The 17,840-nt window shown below is 64.8% G+C and carries 23 protein-coding genes; 9 read left to right on the forward strand and 14 right to left on the reverse strand.

Annotation, left to right across the window (positions count from 1 at the left end; translation table 11 throughout):
- The 4 genes from BLU74_RS16605 to BLU74_RS16620 form a co-directional block, all read right to left on the reverse strand.
- On the reverse strand, positions 1-70 hold a 70-nt coding region (locus BLU74_RS16605; RefSeq protein ID WP_342702058.1), incomplete at its 3' end, for an archaellin/type IV pilin N-terminal domain-containing protein.
- A 282-nt stretch (positions 71-352) separates the two neighbouring features.
- The gene (locus BLU74_RS16610) at positions 353-973 is read right to left on the reverse strand and encodes an archaellin/type IV pilin N-terminal domain-containing protein (protein WP_089769360.1); all 621 of its coding nucleotides are present in this window, start codon (positions 971-973) and stop codon (positions 353-355) included.
- A gap of 11 nt (positions 974-984) precedes the next feature.
- On the reverse strand, positions 985-1,653 hold the full coding sequence (locus BLU74_RS16615; RefSeq protein ID WP_089769484.1) for an archaellin/type IV pilin N-terminal domain-containing protein: 669 nt from the start codon (positions 1,651-1,653) through the stop codon (positions 985-987).
- Positions 1,654-1,937: 284 nt separating this feature from the next.
- Positions 1,938-2,276: an ArsR/SmtB family transcription factor gene (locus BLU74_RS16620; protein ID WP_089769362.1), complete on the reverse strand. Its 339-nt coding sequence runs from the start codon at positions 2,274-2,276 to the stop codon at positions 1,938-1,940.
- Between the two features lie 150 nt (positions 2,277-2,426).
- Between BLU74_RS16620 and BLU74_RS16625 the strand changes: the two genes are divergently transcribed.
- The 8 genes from BLU74_RS16625 to BLU74_RS16660 all read left to right on the forward strand — a co-directional run bounded on the left by BLU74_RS16625 (position 2,427) and on the right by BLU74_RS16660 (position 8,943).
- Positions 2,427-2,984 carry a DUF7500 family protein gene (locus tag BLU74_RS16625; RefSeq protein ID WP_089769364.1) on the forward strand — a complete coding sequence of 186 codons (558 nt, stop codon included), beginning with the start codon at positions 2,427-2,429 and terminating at the stop codon, positions 2,982-2,984.
- A gap of 69 nt (positions 2,985-3,053) precedes the next feature.
- Entirely contained in the window at positions 3,054-3,422 is a 369-nt protein-coding gene (gene cheY, locus BLU74_RS16630; protein ID WP_089769366.1) for a chemotaxis protein CheY, read from the forward strand.
- Positions 3,419-4,648, forward strand: coding sequence for a chemotaxis protein CheC (locus tag BLU74_RS16635; protein WP_089769368.1), 1,230 nt, complete (start codon positions 3,419-3,421; stop codon positions 4,646-4,648). Before cheY ends, BLU74_RS16635 begins: the two co-directional genes overlap by 4 nt.
- An 81-nt stretch (positions 4,649-4,729) precedes the next feature.
- Positions 4,730-5,275: a chemotaxis protein CheD gene (locus BLU74_RS16640; protein ID WP_089769370.1), complete on the forward strand. Its 546-nt coding sequence runs from the start codon at positions 4,730-4,732 to the stop codon at positions 5,273-5,275.
- Between the two features lie 105 nt (positions 5,276-5,380).
- Positions 5,381-6,385: a FlaD/FlaE family flagellar protein gene (locus BLU74_RS19645; RefSeq protein WP_089769372.1), complete on the forward strand. Its 1,005-nt coding sequence runs from the start codon at positions 5,381-5,383 to the stop codon at positions 6,383-6,385.
- A 66-nt stretch (positions 6,386-6,451) separates the two neighbouring features.
- Positions 6,452-7,522, forward strand: a complete 1,071-nt coding sequence (locus BLU74_RS16650) for an actin-like salactin (protein ID WP_089769374.1) — start codon at positions 6,452-6,454, stop codon at positions 7,520-7,522.
- Between the two features lie 76 nt (positions 7,523-7,598).
- The gene (locus BLU74_RS16655) at positions 7,599-8,036 is read left to right on the forward strand and encodes a universal stress protein (protein WP_089769375.1); all 438 of its coding nucleotides are present in this window, start codon (positions 7,599-7,601) and stop codon (positions 8,034-8,036) included.
- A gap of 103 nt (positions 8,037-8,139) precedes the next feature.
- Positions 8,140-8,943, forward strand: coding sequence for an RIO1 family regulatory kinase/ATPase domain-containing protein (locus tag BLU74_RS16660; RefSeq protein ID WP_089769377.1), 804 nt, complete (start codon positions 8,140-8,142; stop codon positions 8,941-8,943).
- 232 nt (positions 8,944-9,175) lie between these two features.
- Here BLU74_RS16660 and BLU74_RS16665 read toward each other — a convergent pair whose 3' ends face one another.
- The 3 genes from BLU74_RS16665 to BLU74_RS16675 form a co-directional block, all read right to left on the reverse strand.
- On the reverse strand, positions 9,176-9,607 hold the full coding sequence (locus tag BLU74_RS16665; protein WP_089769379.1) for an SRPBCC family protein: 432 nt from the start codon (positions 9,605-9,607) through the stop codon (positions 9,176-9,178).
- A 78-nt stretch (positions 9,608-9,685) separates the two neighbouring features.
- Complete coding sequence (locus BLU74_RS16670) at positions 9,686-9,910, reverse strand: DUF7123 family protein (protein ID WP_089769382.1); 225 nt, start codon at positions 9,908-9,910, stop codon at positions 9,686-9,688.
- Positions 9,911-9,974: 64 nt separating this feature from the next.
- On the reverse strand, positions 9,975-10,166 hold the full coding sequence (locus BLU74_RS16675; RefSeq protein ID WP_089769383.1) for a DUF7525 family protein: 192 nt from the start codon (positions 10,164-10,166) through the stop codon (positions 9,975-9,977).
- 89 nt (positions 10,167-10,255) lie between these two features.
- Here BLU74_RS16675 and BLU74_RS16680 point away from each other — a divergent pair, with 89 nt between their 5' ends.
- Positions 10,256-11,449 (forward strand): LEA/WHy family protein, encoded by a 1,194-nt coding sequence (locus BLU74_RS16680; protein ID WP_089769385.1) that lies wholly within the window; start codon positions 10,256-10,258, stop codon positions 11,447-11,449.
- A 7-nt stretch (positions 11,450-11,456) separates the two neighbouring features.
- Here the strand turns inward: BLU74_RS16680 and BLU74_RS16685 are convergent, their stop codons facing one another.
- The 7 genes from BLU74_RS16685 to BLU74_RS16715 form a co-directional block, all read right to left on the reverse strand.
- Positions 11,457-12,488 (reverse strand): phosphate signaling complex PhoU family protein, encoded by a 1,032-nt coding sequence (locus BLU74_RS16685; protein ID WP_089769387.1) that lies wholly within the window; start codon positions 12,486-12,488, stop codon positions 11,457-11,459.
- Between the two features lie 128 nt (positions 12,489-12,616).
- On the reverse strand, positions 12,617-13,687 hold the full coding sequence (locus BLU74_RS16690) for an ATP-NAD kinase family protein (protein WP_089769389.1): 1,071 nt from the start codon (positions 13,685-13,687) through the stop codon (positions 12,617-12,619).
- 438 nt (positions 13,688-14,125) lie between these two features.
- Entirely contained in the window at positions 14,126-14,824 is a 699-nt protein-coding gene (locus BLU74_RS16695) for a competence/damage-inducible protein A (RefSeq protein ID WP_089769391.1), read from the reverse strand.
- A gap of 224 nt (positions 14,825-15,048) precedes the next feature.
- The gene (locus BLU74_RS16700) at positions 15,049-15,846 is read right to left on the reverse strand and encodes a DUF5803 family protein (protein WP_089769394.1); all 798 of its coding nucleotides are present in this window, start codon (positions 15,844-15,846) and stop codon (positions 15,049-15,051) included.
- Between the two features lie 15 nt (positions 15,847-15,861).
- Positions 15,862-16,539, reverse strand: coding sequence for a DUF2110 family protein (locus tag BLU74_RS16705; RefSeq protein ID WP_089769396.1), 678 nt, complete (start codon positions 16,537-16,539; stop codon positions 15,862-15,864).
- Positions 16,539-17,069 carry a transcription factor gene (locus BLU74_RS16710; protein WP_089769398.1) on the reverse strand — a complete coding sequence of 177 codons (531 nt, stop codon included), beginning with the start codon at positions 17,067-17,069 and terminating at the stop codon, positions 16,539-16,541. The genes BLU74_RS16705 and BLU74_RS16710 overlap by 1 nt, the downstream gene beginning before the upstream one ends.
- Positions 17,070-17,142: 73 nt before the next feature.
- Positions 17,143-17,745 (reverse strand): tRNA (cytidine(56)-2'-O)-methyltransferase, encoded by a 603-nt coding sequence (locus BLU74_RS16715; protein WP_089769400.1) that lies wholly within the window; start codon positions 17,743-17,745, stop codon positions 17,143-17,145.
- Positions 17,746-17,840 lie beyond the last annotated feature (95 nt).

Genomic DNA, 17,840 nt, shown 5'->3' on the forward strand with positions numbered 1-17,840 from the left:
CCATCGCGATGAACACGATGAGCGTTCCGATACCGACCTGACCACGGTCGGTTTCGTTGTCTTCGAACATATTGTGTTGTCTCCAGTCTGGTCCCTGCGCCCCTCTCCGGAGGTGAGGACCGTCAATTCAGCAAAATAGCGGTCAGTATATAACGGTGAGGGACCAGATATCACACGTGATACTGGGGTTGTCAGAGGCCACTATCTCAGAGTTGCACTGACGCCGCTCAGAAACGATCCCGATGATGTCAGTGAAATACGTCGGTGTCACCGCTCACAGTCTGTGACACACCGAAGTAGCCGATAGCATCGAAAAACTAAAACGCAGTACCCGTCGAAGACGGAGTCGCGATCAGAGCTTGACGGGGTCGCCCTCGTTGGCCCCAGCGAGCTGCTGCGGCATCGTCAAGATGACCTGCGTCGTACCGCCGGTCTGGCTCGTGATGTCGAGTTGGATCTTGTCGCCTGTGCTGAGGCCGCCCGTCCCCGTCTCAATTTTCGACGCATTGATACTTACGACATACCGATCGGCCCCGTCGTTGAGCACACCGAAGGAATTGTCGCTGTCGGTTCCTTCGACTCTCGTGAGGTTAAACTCGTGCTCCTCATACGTATCTGCGTTGGGCGCAGAGTTGTTGGTCAACGTCGCGACCTCGTTATCACTCAGATACTTGATCGAGGTGCTGTTCATATCCACCGCGCTTGACCCCGCCGCCAGCCGAACCGTCAGGTTCACTGTCTCAATGTCGTCGTTTGCCCCGACAATACCGTGCTGATTAACAACTTCGACGCGGTTGGTGACCTTGTCGACGCTCTCTTGACCAGCATCCTCGGCGGTTGCCTGCAGGAAGCCGGCCGTGTTCACGAGGACGCCGGCCGCGATCGCGGCGACCAGGACCATCGCGATGAACACGATGAGCGTCCCGATACCGACCTGACCACGGTCGTCGTCGTTGTTGAATAGTGATTTCATTATTTTACTCTTTAGAGGGGAACCGGGTCGTTGTCAGTTTGGCCGGCGAGTTGCTGGGGCATCGTGAAGATGACTTGCGTGGAGCCACCCGAGCGGCTGGTGATGTCGAGTTCGACCGAGTCGCCGGTCGAGAGGCCCGCACCGTTCTGTTCCACGACGGAGGTGTTGATGACGATCTCGAAGCGATCGGCCTGCCCGTTCAGCACCGGGAAGGAACTGTCGTCGGCGTCATCGAGCGAGTATGCCGTGTACTCCGTCGAATTTAGACCCCCAGAGAAGCCATCCGCTGACTGGGTCACGTTCTGGAGGGTTTCACCACTGGAATCCGTCTCATCGTTGTACACGAGGTTCCGGGCGGTGGTATCACTCACGTACTTGATGGTCGTGTCTTCGAGTGAGACTGCACCGGAACCCGCCGCAAGCCGAACAGTGAGGTTGAGGCTGTCGACTGCCTTGCTGCTTCCTGTATCATTCACTAAGCCGTGAGAACTCACGACGTCGAGCCGATTCGTCACCTTGTCGACGCTCTCTTGACCCGCGTCCTCCGCAGTCGCTTGGAGGAAGCCGGCCGTGTTCACGAGGACGCCGGCCGCGATCGCGGCGACCAGGACCATCGCGATGAACACGATGAGCGTTCCGATACCGACCTGACCACGGTCGGTTTCGTTGTCTTCGAACATATTGTGTTGTCTCCAGTCTGGTCCCCGCGCCTCCTCCCCGGAGGTGAGGACCGTCGTTTCGGTAGAAAATCGGTTCATACATAATAGTACGCACTCGGATATCACGTATGATATTGGGTCCTAACTGCCTGTACCGTCGGAATAGCGAATTCTCAGTGGTGAAACCGCCTGCATCCGACAGTCGCAGCAAGAAGAGACAGTTCTGTCGCCGACCGCCTACGACGGACAGAGATCCGGCGTACCACTCGCTTCCAACAGGCGCGCGCCCGACAGTGTCCGCGTGATCACTCGTTCGAGATCTGCCGCCAGACGTCGTCGAGTTTGTTCTTCACCTCGGGCCGTTCGGTCACTTGCACGTTGAGTTGGTCACCCTGGAAATCGATCACGATCTCGTCGACGTCGCGTCGGTAGACGTTCGTCCGGCGGTGTTCGTCCGAGAGGACGCGGTCGTGCAGTTCTAAGAGTCCCGCGCTGGTGAGTTCCTCGATCCGGCGGTAGCACGTTGCGATGGGGATGTCGAGCATCTCACTGAACTCCTGGGCGGAGTGCGCCTCGTCCGCCGCACGCAGGATATCAGGATTGTATTCATTACCGAGTGCTGAGAGCGTCCTGTCGGAGTCCATAGATACCCGACCGTTCGACACGGAATCACCTCAATGTGACGGTTATTCGGGTCTCGATATCGATACTGAGAGTCGATCGGGGACATTGGTACCCGCTCACGCACCAACCGCTGCGATGGGCTTATGGTCGCGCCGGAGCCACCAGAACCTATGGCTCCGACCGACCCTCCGGACGACGCGCCGTCACGCGCGCGTGATGAGGAGGGAGTGGTCAGACCAGACGAGCTCGACTACACGGCGTCCGAACGAGTCGCCGAACTCGACGAGGGGCGCTACGTCGTCGCGACGGACGACGCTGAGTCGCCATCTGTCGACGAGGACGAGGACGCCGATACCGAGGAACGCGGGACGCTCGCGCGGCAACAGATGGGGCGGTACGTCTCGGACCACGAGGCCGACTACGGGTTCGCGCTCACTGCGGCCTTCGACGGCGACATCTCCCAGCACGAACACTTCTCCGACGACGTCGCGACGGCGTTCGGCGAGCTGGCCACGTGGTACGTCGAACAGATCGATACCGACGCGTCCGCGGACGAGGCACTCGGCATCCTGCTTCTCGCGTCGAATACGCAGGTGTCGTACCCCACAAAGGCCCTCGCGTCCATCCTCAGCGCGCACGAACTCAGTCTCGACGATTCGATAGCCGACCTCGTCAGTGCCCTCCGTGGGGACGGACTCCAGATCCCAGCTGACCAGCCCGAGGAGTGACGCGCGAAGCTGTATCATCGATGATAATGGGGGCGATGCGTTTATACGCTGTTTCCCGGAAAACAGCCTATGGCACGCAACGTACTGGTGGTCGACGACTCGGCGTTTATGCGGAACCTGCTGAAGCAGCTGCTAGAGGACGACCACGAGGTCGTCGGCGAGGCCGAAAACGGCGTCGAGGCCGTCGAAATGTACCGCGAGCTCGATCCCGACGTGGTCACGATGGACGTGGTGATGCCGATTCGCAACGGGATCGAGGCGACCTCCGAGATCAAATCGATCGATCCCGACTCGTCGGTGATTATGTGCACTTCCGTCGGTCAGGAAGAGAAGATGCGCGAGGCGGTCGAGGCGGGCGCTGACGGGTACATCACGAAGCCGTTCCAGAAGCCGAACGTGCTGCAAGCCATCGACGACGTCGTCGGCGTCGAAGCATGAACCTCGACATCCAGTCGCTTCGAACGTTCAGCGATCTCGCCCACTCGGGGGCCGAAGAGGCAGCCGGATCGCTCACGGCGCTCACCGGCTTCGACGCGCGTGTCGCCGTCACCAAAATCGAGATGGCGACTCGGTCCGACGTGGAACGAGAGTTCCGCGAGGGCGACCTCGTCACGGTCCACATCGGATTCTCCGGGGCGATCGCTGGGCATACGATCCTCGCGTTCGATCGCGAGCGCGCCGTCGAACTCGTCGACGCGCTCGTTCCCGGGGCGTCCGACAATCCCGAGAGCGACCTGGCGACGAGCGGGCTCAAAGAACTGGGCAACATTATGCTCGGCGGCTTCATCGACGGGTGGGCCGACTTCCTCGGCGACGGAATCGACATCACGACGCCGACGTACGTGGAACTCGATGCGGACCGATCGCTCGAAGACGTCGTCACGCCGGAAGGCAGCAGCGACGTGGAGGCCGAGGCCGCAGAACTCGAAACCGAACTCGACACCGGACACGTTCTGGCGTTCCGGAACCACCTCGAGACGATCAACGAGGAGGCGGGGTTCTACATCTATATGCTCCCCACGCACGACTCCGTCGACACCATCGTCGACGCCGCCGGCGACAGCGGGGATACGATCCCCGTCGAGACGTTCACGTCGTTCTCCGAGATGATCACCGAGGGCGCGGGGCAGGCCTCCGAAGACCTGACCGCAATGACCGGGATCGACACCACCGTCGACGTGAGCCGACTGAGCTTCGTCCCCGTGGAGGGCGTGCCGATGGAACTGACCGACGAGGCCAGGCGGGGCGTCGTTCTCGAATTCACCGGGACACCGTCGGGGTACATCGCGATCCTGTTCGACCACGACTCGGCCGAGAGCGTCGCGGACGCGCTGATGCCCGGGATGGACTCTGATCCTGCGATGCGGCAGAGTGCCATCCAGGAGATCGGCAACATCGTCACCTCGGGGTTCCTCGACGGCTGGGCGAACACCCTGGAGACGACGATCGAGATCTCGCCCCCGACGCACGTCGACGACATCGCGTCCGCGATCGTCGATCCGCTCGTGACCGAACTGGCGCGGACACAGGACTACGCGTTCCTCATCGATTCGGCCATCGTCACGCCCGACGAGACGTTCACGTGTGACATCTACGCGCTGCCAGACGAGCGTGAACTGCGTGCGGCGTTCGATCAGCTCGCACCCGAACAGCAGGCTAACTGAGAGTCACGTGCATCGCCTCTCTCCGCTGCGCGCGTGGCCCGCTCGCCCCTCACGTGCGCATCGCGCTCTCCGACCACGCCAATGAAGGTATACACCTCTAACCAATCGACCGAGCAGTCGACGTCCGAACGCGTCAAAGTCGGCGTCGCCGACTACGCTGTCACGGAGTCGGGTGCCGAACTCGTGACGAGCGGGCTCGGCTCCTGCGTCGGTATCGCGCTCGTCGACACGGAAACCGGCATCGCGGGCCTCGCTCACGCGATGTTGCCCGCAGCGAGCGATGGCCGTAGCCAGACTGACGGTGGGGGCCCCGATCCGATGTCGAACGATGCGAAGTACGTCGACACCGCCGTCAACGGACTCTTACGCGAGATGGTGGACGCCGGGGCGGACCGGTCCCGCATCGAAGCCCGGGTCGCCGGCGGGAGCGCAATGTTCGAGTTCAACGCGGGCGACGGGGCCGTCGGCGAGCGGAACGTCGAGGCCACCGAGGAGGTCCTCGGGGAACACGGCATCCCGATCGTCGCCACCGACGTGGGCGGCGATCACGGCCGGTCGCTCTCGTTCGACGTCTCCAGCGGCACACTCTCGGTCCGGCGGGCGCACGGCGACACGCGCGATCTCTAGTCTCGTTCTCTCGTTTGATAACTCAGGGGGCACGTTTATGCCCGGGCTCTCAGATTGTGCAGACAAGACCGAGCGGCGGGCGCGCGCCGCGATCAACCCAGGCCAATGACCATCGATCCCGACGACTACGACCTCCGAGAACTCAGGCGCATCGCCGATCAGCGACGGAAAGAACGAAACGAAGACGGCGCACAGCGGGAGGGCGACGACGCCCGGCCGCGGCCGAGTGAGCGACGCCGACGCGGTCGGCGCAACGGTCGCGAGACCGACCGCCGGGACCGGGATGGGCGCCGCCGAGACGGCCGCCATCGAAACGGCCGGGCTGACGAGGGGAACCAGGGGCGACGACGCGGAGATTCCACGGGTCGCCGTCGCAACGGTCAGGCGAACGAGGAGACCGACGAGCGGCGACACCAGGAGTCGACCGATCGCCGGCACAACGGCCACGCGGACGACGACCGTCGGAACGGAAGCGACGACGAGATATCCGTTCGTCCGCGCGACGGCGTCTCGCCGCCGCGTCGCGGCCGATCCGACCACGCCGACGGGCACGCTGACGTCGTGCGCGCGGACCGGATCGCGAGTGACCTCGGCCTCGGCGACGTCGAGCGTCCCGCGCGGGGACAGAGCGAGGGTCGCCGCCGTCCCGAGCCCGGGTACGCTGAGGCCCGACCGCGTTCTCGGAGCGGCGGCTTCGACACCGCCGGCGACGTCGGCCGGTTCCAGTTCGACACGGAGATCCGCGAGCGTCCCCGCGGCCGGGCCGGCGAGGCGCTTCGACAGAATCAGTTAGAACAGTTGCTGGTCCGGGAGACGGCCTCGGCCGGCAGCCTGGACAAGCCCTACCTCTCGTCGCTCCCCGACGCGTACGCGGCCGAACGAATCGTCTTCGACTGGCTGGAGTTCCTCGTCCTCAAGGGCGGCTACAAACGGACGATGGACGCCATCCGGTACTACCACACCGTCGACTGGCTGACCGAGGACGTTGAGGCCGAACTCCAGGACTATCTCGTCGGCTTCTCCGGTGAGGTCACGAACACCTCGGAGTTCGACGTCGACGATCACCACCTGAGCCTGGTCTACATCGCCCGTCTGGCGTCGATGGAGTGACGGACGACCCGACCTGTCAGTAATCATACCGACAGGATTTTTTATTCGTTCGGTGTCGGTTTTCGTATGGCAGACGAGACAGACGAGCCGGCGGACGAGGAAGCAGACGAGGCCGTCGACCCGGGGCCGACCCCCGTCGGCGTCAAGCTCGGGAGTACGCGAACAGTTCTCCAGTACGTCCGAAACGGTGAGATCAACACAGTCCGGACGCTGACGTGTCTGGCGACGTTCGAGAACGCCCTTACCGGCGAAGAAGAAGTCCTCTTCGGCGAGCAAGCGGCTCAGGAATACCCCGACACGGTGGAGTATATGCTCCGCTCGGGACTTCCCGAGGACGACGACAGCGCAGAACTCGCCTCGAAGTTCTTCAACGAAGTCGTCGCGAGCGAAAATCTCGACGCCGACAGTGCGGTCGTCTACGCGATTCCGACGATCGACAACGAACCCGGCCTGGCGAACCTCAACCGCGTGATCGAAGAGAGTCCCGTGGGCAACGCCCTGGTTCGGAGCTTCCCCGAGTCGCTCTGCGGATCGATTCCGGCGTTCGGCGACGACCTCGAAGCCATCGAGGAAGTGTTCGCGGCGATCAATATGGGTTCGACGAACCTCGAAGCCTCTGCGTACCGACACGGCGAACAGCTCTCTCCGTTCGTCTCGGGCGCCGTCACCGGCAACGAAGTCGACCGCCGAATCGCGAACGCGGTCGAAGAAGAGACTCAGGGTCGCGTCAACGTCGATCTGACGACCGCCCGCGAGTACAAAGAAGCGCACGCCGACTTCGACGACTTCCAGCCGTTCACCGACGTCATCCAGCAGCCTGGCGGCGGCGCTCACGAGTTCACGATCGAACGCTCGGTGATGGAACCGCTCTCGGACTACGTCGACGACGCTGTCGACGAGGTCGCCAACAACTTCCTCGCGCAGTTGGCGAACGATCATATGAAGCCCTACCAGCTCGCGCTCTCGAAGCCGATCGTCCTCACCGGCGGGATGGCCTGTATCCCCGGCATCGTCGACGTCTTCGAGGAGCGGCTCTCCGCAGAACTCGACCGCGACGTGGACTGCATCGCCGCGGATCGCCCGGACCTCGCTCCCGCAGAAGGCGCGCGACGGATCGCCGAGCGGCTCTCGGAGTGATGCCGACGGCCGTTCCGGTTCCCGCTCGCTGAGAGCCATCCGAACGCCCTACTCCCCTCGCACCGTCGGTTCAGATATGTACGAACGCATCCTCATCCCCACGGACGGCAGCGAGTGCGCAGACAGCGCGGTCGACCACGCGATCGACATCGCGACCCAGTACGACGCCGAACTGCACGTGCTCTCGGTGGTCGACACCCGCGATATGAGCCACAGCGCCCCCGCGATCAGCCCACAACAGGTCGAACAGACGTTGCGAGAACGCGCGGAATCGGTCGTCGAGTCGGTCGCAGAGCGCGCGGCCGACGCGGGCGTCGAGGCCGTCACGGCAGTCGAGCCCGGCGTCCCCGACGACGTGGTCGTCGAGTACGCTGCCGACCACGACTGCGACCTCGTCGTGATGGGGACCCACGGCCGCACCGGCTTACAGCGGTACCTCCTCGGTAGCGTCACCGAGCGTACGGTCCGGCGGTCGAGCGTCCCGGTGCTGACGGTCCGCGGAACCGACGACTGAGCGCTCCCCGCGACTCGTTTTTCGGGCTCCGATACCGCCGACAGCTGGGTCCGACGTATCCGGCGAGGACGATATATATACGCTCCGGGACGTACGTTGGGGTATGGAACTCCGCCGCCTCCTTCGCGGACGCGTCGAGTGGTCGCGGCTGGAGGCCGTCGCCCGGGAGATCCGCGATCGGTACGACCGAGAATCGGTCCACGTCCGGTTTCTCGACGCGGACAACTGGCTGTCGACCCCGATGGTGATCGACGACCGGTGGTTCGTGAAAGTCATCTCTCGACAGAACTCCGTCGTCCACGCGCTCTTCACCACGGGGCGCAACCTCGGCGCGTTCTCCTCGGGGACCGAAGGCTTCTTCGAGCACTTCGCCGATCCCGTCGAGATGGCCGAGCACGAACTCGAGGCGACAGAGCGGATGCGAGAGATCGGGCTCAACGCCCCCGAACCGGTCGAGGCGTTCGAGGTCGACGGACTCGGCGTGTTAGTGCTCGAATACCTCCCGGCGTTTCGGACGCTCGACGAACTCGACGAGGCGGCCGAGGCGGACCTGGCCCCCGCACTCTTTCAGGCGCTCGCAACGATGCACGACAACGACCTTCTCCACGGCGACCTCCGCGCGGAGAACGTCCTCATTCGCGACGGTGAGATCTACTTCATCGACGCGACGAACGTTCGCGAGGAGGGCGCACAGGACGCGAAATCGTACGACGTCGCGTGCGCGCTCGGCGCGCTCGAACCGTTGATCGGCGGGAAACGGACCGTCGAGGCCGCTTCGGAGGCATTCTCGGCCGACGAGTTGCTCGACGCTGCTCGCTTTCTGGATTTCGTCAACATCCGACCGGATCACGACTTCGACGCGGCGATGATCCAAGGCGAGATCGAAAAGCGGGCGTCGTCGCCGTAGCTAGCGCGTCGATCCATCGAAGGCGAAGGCGGGAGTGGGAGCGGAGCGTACAGTCACTCCCCCTCCGGGGTGAGGGAGCGCTGGACGCGGTGGGCCGCAGCGGACCCCGAGCACTGCGGCGGTGTGTGGCGGGTGTGTGCCGACTTCGACGAGAAAAGCGTCGGTCGTCGGCACCAGCAGATAACGCGGGATCGGCAATAAACCCTCCGGGACGGTCCGGCCGGGCGAAGGGCTACGAGCCGGTCTCGACGGACCGCCGCAGTTCCCGTTCTAGATTCTCTAACTCCGTGTCGAGGTTTCGTTTGAAGAACCCCTCGACTCCCGGCACGCGGCCGTCGACGACGAACTCGTTGATCAGACGCGCGCCCGTCTCGGTCGGTTCGATCGTGTGTTCACCGGTCACGCGAAGCACCGACGACTTCCCGAGGAACTTGACGTGTGACGGTGGGTCGCGGGTCACGTCTTCTGTCTCGACCCGCGCGGTCGAACTGATGAGCGGGATCGGGAGTTTCACGTGCCACGTCGCCGCGCCGGTCGATTCGTCGACGTCGTACCGCTCGACGACGCTTATGGCTTCAGCCCGCTTGCCCGGGTCGGCGATGAAGTCCCACACGGCCTCTGGCGAGGCTTCGAACTCGAAGACTCGCCGGACGCGAACCGTCATAGTGGCCGGTGGGAGGCAGAGAGGAAAAAGCCCCTGAATCCGCGTGCCACCCCGGCAGCGATTCGACTCACGCGGGGGTCAGCTCTGTGTAACACGCCAGGTGGTCGATCGGGCGCGGCCCCACTTCTCGATGTCGACGTCCTCGGACTTCTCCGCCAACCGCGGCAGTCGGACGCCAACCTGCTTGGCAGAGAGTCCGATGGCGTCGGCGATATTCTTCGCCCGGAAGTATCGCTCACCGGCGGCGACGCTCTCGCGGAGGTATGCGACGATCTGTCGTTCCTCCTCGGTGAACTCACTCATCGTATGTACCCTATGGGGGGTTCGGTCTTAAGCTTCTCGTCCGTTTCGATGAGCCGACGCGCGCTCACCCGAAGAGATGCGTCGCCGACACCGACAGCGACGCCGCGACGGTGGCAACGAGGAATCCGATGGCAGCGACGAGCTGGTCGCCGGTCAGCCCAGCGGCGAACATCCCGACGACGCCCAAGAGCGCGACGATCGCGAAGAGAACAGTCAGACCGAAGCCCTTGTCCGATGTAGCGGATGCGGTCTCCATACCTGATGCTCACCCGGTCCCGACTTAGTTCATACGACTTGGGGGCCGCTCCGACAGGGTATTTAGGGCTCCACCGACTCGGAGGGACAATGCCGACGCTCTCGCTCTTCGGCCGGATTCGATCGCTGGTCGTCGTCCTCCTCGTCGCCGGACTCATCGTCGGTGGTGCGATCGCCGCGGGTGTCCTCGGTGTCCCGAGCGTCGCGGGCGTCGAGAACCGATTCGGACCGGTGAACGAGACGACGACCGTCGTCGAGACGGACCTCACCGTCTCGAACCCGAACCCGATCGGCGCCTCGCTGGGCGGAGCGACTGTCAGCTACGACGTCCTGTTGAACGATGTCACGCTCGCCAGCGGCGTCAAAGACGACGTCTCGGTCGGCACCGGCAACTCCACGCTGTCGTTCCGGACCAGCGCACGCAACGACCGGATCCCGCCGTGGTGGGTCTCCCACATCCGGAACGGCGAACGAACGACCGTGACCGTCGACGCGTCCGTCCGCTCGTCCACCGTCGGCCGGTCGGTCGACCCACCGAACGTGACCAGATCGATCGAGACGGATCTGCTCTCGCAGTTCAACTCCACCGAAACCCGCTCGATCGACGCGAATCAGCCGTACGCTTCCGATCCCGTACTCTACATCAACGAGACGAGCGCAGAATGGGGCACGGTCAGCGCCCAGCGGACGCCGTTGGATCTCACGTTCGTCGTCTACAATCCGAAACCGTACCCGATCCCCGTCTCCCAGCTCGAATACGACGTCACGATGAACGAAGTCGCAGTGGGCAACGGGACGACCGACTCCGAGTACGTGATTCCGCCGAAGTCGACGGAGACCGTCGAGGCGACGGCTACGATCCGGAACGACCACATCGACGAGTGGTGGGTCACGCACCTCGAGCGGAATCAGGTGACTGACCTCCGGATCGAGTTTGCCGCCCGCCTCGAACTCAGCGACAGGAGCGTCCGAGTCCCGCTGGACTCGCTCACCTACACCCGGACGATCGAGACGGACCTCTTCGGCACGAAGCCGACCGACGGGAACGGCACGGCGGCCTCGGGGACTGCGACGCCGACCCCCGAACCGACGACGGATCGGTCGGGTGAGGAAGAGTCCACCGAGACGGCCGAGCCGACTCCCGCGCCGACGCCGACCGCGACGCCCGAACCGACGGCGACCGACTCGTCGGGAGCGGACGGCACTGTGACGACGAACGGCGGAACCGAACCACCGGACGGCGGGGCCGAGACGACGACCGACGGTGGCCTGATCGAACTCTGATCTCGGCTTATCCGATCGTGACGTGTTCGGACTCCTCGTTCAGCGCGAGGTTCGCCGCGATCTCGGCGTTCCGCATCGCGTACTGAGCCGTCTGCTGGAGGCTCACGAGGACTTCGCGTACCTGAAGCAGTTCGTCGTTGTCCATCTCCGGGAGGTCGTCGAGGATCTCCTGCTCGCGGTCTCGGAGCTGTCGGAAGAGGGTCCGGCACTCGACGGTTTTGTCGTAGTCGCGTTCGACGACCGCCTGCACCGCCGTCCGCGTGAGTTCGTCGACCTGATCGGTGAACTCTCGGATCCGACGCATCGTCTTCGAGTCCACGTCGAGGGTGTGACCGTCGGCGTCCATCACGATGTTGGCGATGTCCTCGGCGTTGTCGGCGGTCAGTTCGAGGTTCTTCGCCACCGAGCGGTAGCCGATGAGCGGGAAGCCCTCCTCTAAGCCGATCGCCCGGGCGAGGTTGGGATTCTGATAGGCCGTGAAGATCAGCCGCAGCAGGAGGACGAAGATCTTGTTCGCCTGCCGCTCTCGGTTCAGCGCGCGCTGTGCGAGATCGGTATTGCCGTGTGCGAGCGCCTTGACCGCCTCGCCGCGCATCGTACTGCCGGTGTTCTCGAGCCGTTCGAGCAGGTTGTCGAGCGTGAAGTCCTCGGGGTCGACCGAACAGCGGATGGCGATCCGATCGGGCGTCTCTTCGATGACGCCCAGTCCCATCAGTTGCGTCTCCGCCTTGTAGACGGCGTTGATGTGCTCGGAGTCGAGCGCACCGTCACTCTTCTCGATGTGGATCACTCGCCGTCCGAGGACGTACTGTGCGACGATCGCCCGCTCGAGAGAGTCTGCGTCGAGACTGTCCGCTCGGATCGTCGCTGAGGCGTCTTCCTGACTGGCCGACTCCGGCAGGACGGTCAACGTACCCTTTCCACCCATTCGCAGGGACACCTCGTCGCCCTTGTCGACGTTGTGCTCCTTCGCCCATTCGGCTGGAAGCGTCATCGCTAGCGTCGAGGGGCCCAACCGTTGGACCTTACGCGTCTCCATATGCCACCCCTGGCTTCGCGAGACCTTAATGGTCACTATATGCTACTTATATGTACACAGATTCAACCGAGGTATTAAATCGCCGTGGAAGAACGTGGACCACCAGTCGTGGGTCGTGCCTCGAGCAGTCACGCGATCCGCATCATTCGCCGTTCGACCCGACCGATACGGACTTTCGTCCACCCGCTGAGTTCCGCATCGAGGTCGGGGTCGTCGGTGTCGACGCGGAGTTCGCCCACGGTGTCGAGTTTCGAGCGCGATGCCACGATTTCGAGATCACACCGTCGGATCACCGCGGGCGAGAGTTGCGGATTGCCCCGTCCGAAGACGAAGCCCTGACCGCCGATCGGCGAGACGACGACGACGTTCTCGCCCGCGGGGCCGAGTGCGTCGAGGATCTCTGATTCGGTCGCGTCCAGCGCGAGCACTTCGCCGTCGCGCCACACGTCGACGCCGAGCGGCGAGCCGTCGAACCCGAGTTCCTCCTTGATCGCGCCGACCGTGCTGCCGGGTCCGAGGACGAACGTCTTCTCGCTCGCACGGATGTCGTCGGCGACGCCCGCCGCCAGCGCCTCGACGTTACCGCCGCCGAGTTGTTTGGAAGACTGGAGTTCCTCGGCGACGGGCACCAGCGGTACGGCCCGCAACTCGGGGTGGACCTCTCCTTCCCGATACTCGTCCTCGTCGATATCCATCACCTCGCGCCGTTCGGTCCGCTCGAACGTCCGCACCACCTGCGCGGCGTCTTCCGGTGAGACGGCGAACACCGAGGAGTACACCTTCACGCCGGCCGGAACGCCCAGCATCGGCGTCTCACTGCCTTCGACGGCCTCGGCGACGTCCGCGGCGGTTCCGTCGCCGCCGACGAACAGCACGAGATCGACGCTGGCGTCCACGAACGCCTCGACCGCTCGTTCGGTGTCGGTGGCGCTCGTCTCACCATCAGCCGGCGAACCGACCACGTCCGGTTCCATCCCGACTGCCCGCGCGATCTCGCCGCCCATATCGCCGCCCCAGGTGAGCAGTTCGATTTCGTCGGAGCCGTGCGCTGCGAGCGCCTCGAGGGCCCGTCTGGCTCGGTCGGGTGCGCGCGGTTCTGCGCCCCGCCGGCGCGCCTCCTCGACCTTCCCGTCGGTGCCTTTGAGCCCGACGCGACCGCCCATTCCGGCGATCGGATTGACGACGAAACCGATGCGCATACTCGGAGGCAGTACCGGGGCGTGGAAAAGTTCCCGGTCGGGGTGCCTCTCTCATAGTGTTTACTCTCATCTCTTACCGCCGGGCGCTGCCAACGGGGGTGGCGCTCGGCGGTAAAAAGTGAGAGTAAACACTATCAGGCCGACCGGTCACCGGGCGATCGCGCGAGCGTCGGTCGCCGCCGGTTCTCGTGAGGTCCGTGAGGCTTCGGTCACTCGATCGCTGGACTGCGTGGGGTCGGATTGCAACCGGTTGCGACCGCTCCGATAGTATGAACGTTTAAGAACGCTGCCGCGGAACCTCGGAGTATGCTCCCGCTCGCACTCGCCGGCGAACCGTTCCCGATCGCAGAGACCGGGGCGGTCGTGTTGCTCTTGAGCCTCGCGATGGTCGTCGTCTGGATCCGGCTGCTGGGCCGCTAGCTCGACTTTCGACTTCGATTACTCCTCGTTCTCGACCAACTCGACCTGCCCTCGCAGCCACGCTGCGGCCTCCTCGGCGACGCGCTCTTCGGTCGCGGTGAGTTTGATCCGCACCGACTCGCCCGGGTAACTCCCCACGGTGACGTCGAACCGCCGCCGGAGTTCACGCAGGCGATCGATCAGTTCGCTCTCCGGTTCGTCGACGTCGACGACCGTCGAGTGCGTGCGTTCACCGGAAAACTCCTCGGCCACCTGCTCGAACATCGCTTTCATCTCGTCGGGCACGCCGGGGAGGACGTAGATCCCCTCGACGACCGCGCCGGGCGCAACGCCGGCCTCGTTGGGGAGCATCCGCGCCCGCGCGGGAAGGTCTGTGGTCCCCTCGACCAGTTTCTCCGCCGCGTAGCCGCCCTCTTCGGTCAGCCACCGGCGGGCCTCTTCGTGCGGTTTGACGTCCCGGCCGACCGCGGCGGCGACTCCCTCCATCGTCACGTCGTCGTGTGTGGGGCCCAGTCCGCCGGTCACGACGACCGCGTCGTACTCGGCGCGGTACTCGTTGATCACGCGGGCGATGTCAGCCACCACGTCGGGAACGGTCGTGATCCGTCCGACGCTGACGCCGCGGTCGTGCAACCGCTCGGCCAGCCACGACGCGTTGGTGTTCACGGTGTCCCCGGCGAGGATCTCGTCCCCGACGGTGACGATTGCGACCTGCATACTCTCTGTACCGCCGAGGCGGACAAAAACGCCTCGGCACTGCGTCGGCCCGAGCGCTTCGCCGCACGAACCGGCCGCTGTGTCAGCGTATCCGTCGTGGTAACTGCCGGCGCCGACGCATCATTGAGTGACACCCGGCGTCGACACGTCGCTCGTGGGCCCCCGGCGTCGACGCCTCCCCGCCGGTGGGCCACCGTCACGCAGTTCGATGACGGAGAACCTCGTCAGCCCATCCCCGGAGGGGGGCCGTCGTCGTCGTCGACTTCGGTCTCGACGTCGACCCCCATCTCCATCCGCTCCTGCCGGAGTTCCTCGATCTGTCGGCGGTAATAGAACAGGCCGCCGAGTCCGACGAGGGCGACGAGGGCGACGATCCCGCCGAAGACGTAGAGGTCTCGCTGGAGGTAGAACTGCACCGAGACCGTGTCCGTGGTCACGGCTTCGTTCCACACGATGTGCAGGCGGTTCTGGTCGTCGACCGAGGTCTCGAACCCTCCGGGCCTGACCTGCCCGAAGACCGGGAAGTCGATGCGGCGGTTCTCCGGCAGCACGACCTCGTAGGTTCCGTCGACGTACGTCGGTAGCGTGAATCGTTTCGGCGTACTCTCGCTCGTGAACGCCAGCGACCCGCCGCGCGGCGGCGCGTCCGACGGCAGCGCGATGATCGTCTCGTCACGCGTGGTCCGAACCTCGCCGCCGCGGTCGCGGATCTCGCTTCCGGTGACTACCGTCCCGTTCGGGTAGCGGTACCTGACCGCCTGCACCGACAGCGGGTTCGTTCCGCCGAAACCGTCGCGGCGGAACAGTTCGATCGTCGTCTCGTTGGTCTCCATCACCGTGCGGAACTGCGTGTTCGACTGAATGGTGAGGTGGACCGTCCGGTTCTCCGTCCACTGGTACTGGGCGGCGGGGTCGCTGTCGATCTGGTCCTCGGAGACGGGTCCAGTGCCGATACCGAGACAGCCGCTGGTGACGGCCAGGAGGGCGAGACAGGCGGTCGCGAGCAGGAGTCGACGGTTCATAGATGTGTGTCGCGCTCAGGTCAGCACGCACTTCAGTTCCGACCGGAGGTACGACCCGATACTGGCGAGCAGCCCCGGCGGGTCGGTGTCCTCCGGACAGATGATGCTCTGTTCAAGTAGTCCCAGGCGCTCGACTGTAACGATGTCGGCCGCGTGACCCGCGCGGTTGACCGTCGCGCGGACCTCGCCCCGCGTCGCGCTGTTGACGTTGACGCGCCCGCTGCCCTCCTCGCGGGTCCACTCATAGAGGCGGTCGCGCTCCGCGTCCGCGAGCCGCGCGGGCTCGCCGTAGACGAACCGGAGCGGGAGGTGCTGGACGACACCGAAGCGGTCGCGGATCTGCGTCGCGGTCCCGGTCCCGAGCCCGAGTTCTTCGGTCGGGATCCGGACTGTCGTTCCGTTGCCGACGTCGAGCGTCCACCCGTCGTCGTCCCACGATTCGAGCGTGCCGACGTACGTCTCATCGGCCTCGAACTCGGGCGTGATCTCGCCCCACGACTCCGCGAGGACGTTGGCGGCGACAGTCGCGTCCTCGCCGTCGAGATCGACCGCGACGAAGTCGTCGTCACGGACGTCGACCGACCACTCGACGGCGAGCTCGCCGATGTCGTTGTCCAGCAGCGACTCGAAGCTATCGAGCGCCCGGGTCCGGGCGTCGCCGCTCACGTAGCACTTGGTTGCGAGGACGACCATCAGTCGTCCCGACCCACGTCGACGTTGAGTTCGTCGCGAAGTTCCGCGATCCGGCGCTCCATCGTGCCGACCATATCGTCGTTTTCCATCGGTTCCAGCGGCGCGCCGGTCTCGGGGCACTGGAAGCCTTGCTCCATCGCCTCCGAGAACTCGAAGCGGATCCCGGCGGGTTCAGAGAGGTAGAACTCGTGGGTCCGCTCGTACTCGAGGCGCTCTTCGAGCGCGTCCAGCAGCCGTTCCATCTCCTCGCGGAGGTTCTCGGGAATATTCTCGTAGTGGAACGTCCAGAGGTAGGTGAGCCATCCGGAGTCCTCGTCGCGGACTCGACGGTACTCCGCCAGATCGTTCTCGTAGAGAATGAAGAGTGCCCGCCGGACGTCGTTGAGTTCGAGACCCAGTTCCTCTGCGAGCTCCTCGTCGGTCACCTCGCCATCGGGGGGTGCCGCGGCCACCGGCATCCCCGTCGGTCCGACCAGCTCGTGGAGGTACTTCTGGATGACAGGGTCGTTCAGCAGCTCCTCAAAAGCCATTACACACAGTTGCGCCGCTCAGTCGTTTCAAAGTTGCGGATGGCCGGGGCGACGTCATCGCTCGCTTCGCGGGCTACTCAGTGACGTCGTTCGCGCCGCCGTCGGCGTCGGTTCCGCCGGGATCGTCACCGTCACCGAACGCGTCGGCGTCGACGACGCGCTTCCCGGAGGCCTGCGGGAGCACTCGTCTGTCTGCGTCGGGCCATTCCTGTTCCAGTTCCCGGCCCTCGAAGAGCCGGTCCAGGAAGACTGCGAGCCCGGCCACCTCGGAGTGTGGTTGGTTCGTGACGCCGACGTTCCAGTCGGCGGCCTCGTACACCTCGAATGGGACCTTCTCCCCGCCGACGACGACGAGTACCGGTTCGTCGCGATGGGCTCTCCGGACTTCGGCCTCGACGTCCTGGATCCGCTCCCCGTACATCGTCAGGTGGACGATGACGCCCTCCCACTCGCTGATCGTCCCGTCCAACGCCGCGGTTCGCTCGACGGCGAATTGGCCGCCGAACCGTCCGGTGATGTCTTCGACCGTTTCCTCGGACTGGCTGGCGTTGTCGGGGAAAATCACCCGGTCGGCGCCGAGTGCCCGAGCCGTGAGCCCCACGTGGGTCGTCATCCGATCGTCCCGTCCGGGCCGGTGGCCGTACCGGAGGACGGCCACCTCCGATTCGTCGTGCATACCCGGGTCGAAACGGTGCGGGCGCTAAGGACCTTCGGATGGCCCGTCCCCCGTGGGCCGCGCGCTCGATCTGCGCGCCAGGTTCAAACGACCCT

The organism is Halobellus clavatus (genome assembly GCF_900107195.1).
In the GTDB taxonomy this organism is placed as follows: Archaea; Halobacteriota; Halobacteria; order Halobacteriales; family Haloferacaceae; genus Haloquadratum; species Haloquadratum clavatum.

Coding starts and splice junctions, on each gene's coding strand:
- BLU74_RS19645 (WP_089769372.1), top strand. CDS start 5,381: ATGACCATCGATCCCGACGACTACGACCTCCGAGAACTCAGGCGCATC.
- BLU74_RS16625 (WP_089769364.1), top strand. CDS start 2,427: ATGGCTCCGACCGACCCTCCGGACGACGCGCCGTCACGCGCGCGTGAT.
- BLU74_RS16675 (WP_089769383.1), bottom strand. CDS start 10,166: ATGGAGACCGCATCCGCTACATCGGACAAGGGCTTCGGTCTGACTGTT.
- BLU74_RS16705 (WP_089769396.1), bottom strand. CDS start 16,539: ATGGTCGTCCTCGCAACCAAGTGCTACGTGAGCGGCGACGCCCGGACC.
- BLU74_RS16655 (WP_089769375.1), top strand. CDS start 7,599: ATGTACGAACGCATCCTCATCCCCACGGACGGCAGCGAGTGCGCAGAC.
- BLU74_RS16660 (WP_089769377.1), top strand. CDS start 8,140: ATGGAACTCCGCCGCCTCCTTCGCGGACGCGTCGAGTGGTCGCGGCTG.
- BLU74_RS16680 (WP_089769385.1), top strand. CDS start 10,256: ATGCCGACGCTCTCGCTCTTCGGCCGGATTCGATCGCTGGTCGTCGTC.
- BLU74_RS16635 (WP_089769368.1), top strand. CDS start 3,419: ATGAACCTCGACATCCAGTCGCTTCGAACGTTCAGCGATCTCGCCCAC.
- BLU74_RS16670 (WP_089769382.1), bottom strand. CDS start 9,910: ATGAGTGAGTTCACCGAGGAGGAACGACAGATCGTCGCATACCTCCGC.
- BLU74_RS16650 (WP_089769374.1), top strand. CDS start 6,452: ATGGCAGACGAGACAGACGAGCCGGCGGACGAGGAAGCAGACGAGGCC.
- BLU74_RS16715 (WP_089769400.1), bottom strand. CDS start 17,745: ATGCACGACGAATCGGAGGTGGCCGTCCTCCGGTACGGCCACCGGCCC.
- BLU74_RS16615 (WP_089769484.1), bottom strand. CDS start 1,653: ATGTTCGAAGACAACGAAACCGACCGTGGTCAGGTCGGTATCGGAACG.
- BLU74_RS16690 (WP_089769389.1), bottom strand. CDS start 13,687: ATGCGCATCGGTTTCGTCGTCAATCCGATCGCCGGAATGGGCGGTCGC.
- BLU74_RS16620 (WP_089769362.1), bottom strand. CDS start 2,276: ATGGACTCCGACAGGACGCTCTCAGCACTCGGTAATGAATACAATCCT.
- BLU74_RS16640 (WP_089769370.1), top strand. CDS start 4,730: ATGAAGGTATACACCTCTAACCAATCGACCGAGCAGTCGACGTCCGAA.
- BLU74_RS16700 (WP_089769394.1), bottom strand. CDS start 15,846: ATGAACCGTCGACTCCTGCTCGCGACCGCCTGTCTCGCCCTCCTGGCC.
- BLU74_RS16685 (WP_089769387.1), bottom strand. CDS start 12,488: ATGGAGACGCGTAAGGTCCAACGGTTGGGCCCCTCGACGCTAGCGATG.
- BLU74_RS16695 (WP_089769391.1), bottom strand. CDS start 14,824: ATGCAGGTCGCAATCGTCACCGTCGGGGACGAGATCCTCGCCGGGGAC.
- BLU74_RS16610 (WP_089769360.1), bottom strand. CDS start 973: ATGAAATCACTATTCAACAACGACGACGACCGTGGTCAGGTCGGTATC.
- BLU74_RS16665 (WP_089769379.1), bottom strand. CDS start 9,607: ATGACGGTTCGCGTCCGGCGAGTCTTCGAGTTCGAAGCCTCGCCAGAG.
- cheY (WP_089769366.1), top strand. CDS start 3,054: ATGGCACGCAACGTACTGGTGGTCGACGACTCGGCGTTTATGCGGAAC.
- BLU74_RS16710 (WP_089769398.1), bottom strand. CDS start 17,069: ATGGCTTTTGAGGAGCTGCTGAACGACCCTGTCATCCAGAAGTACCTC.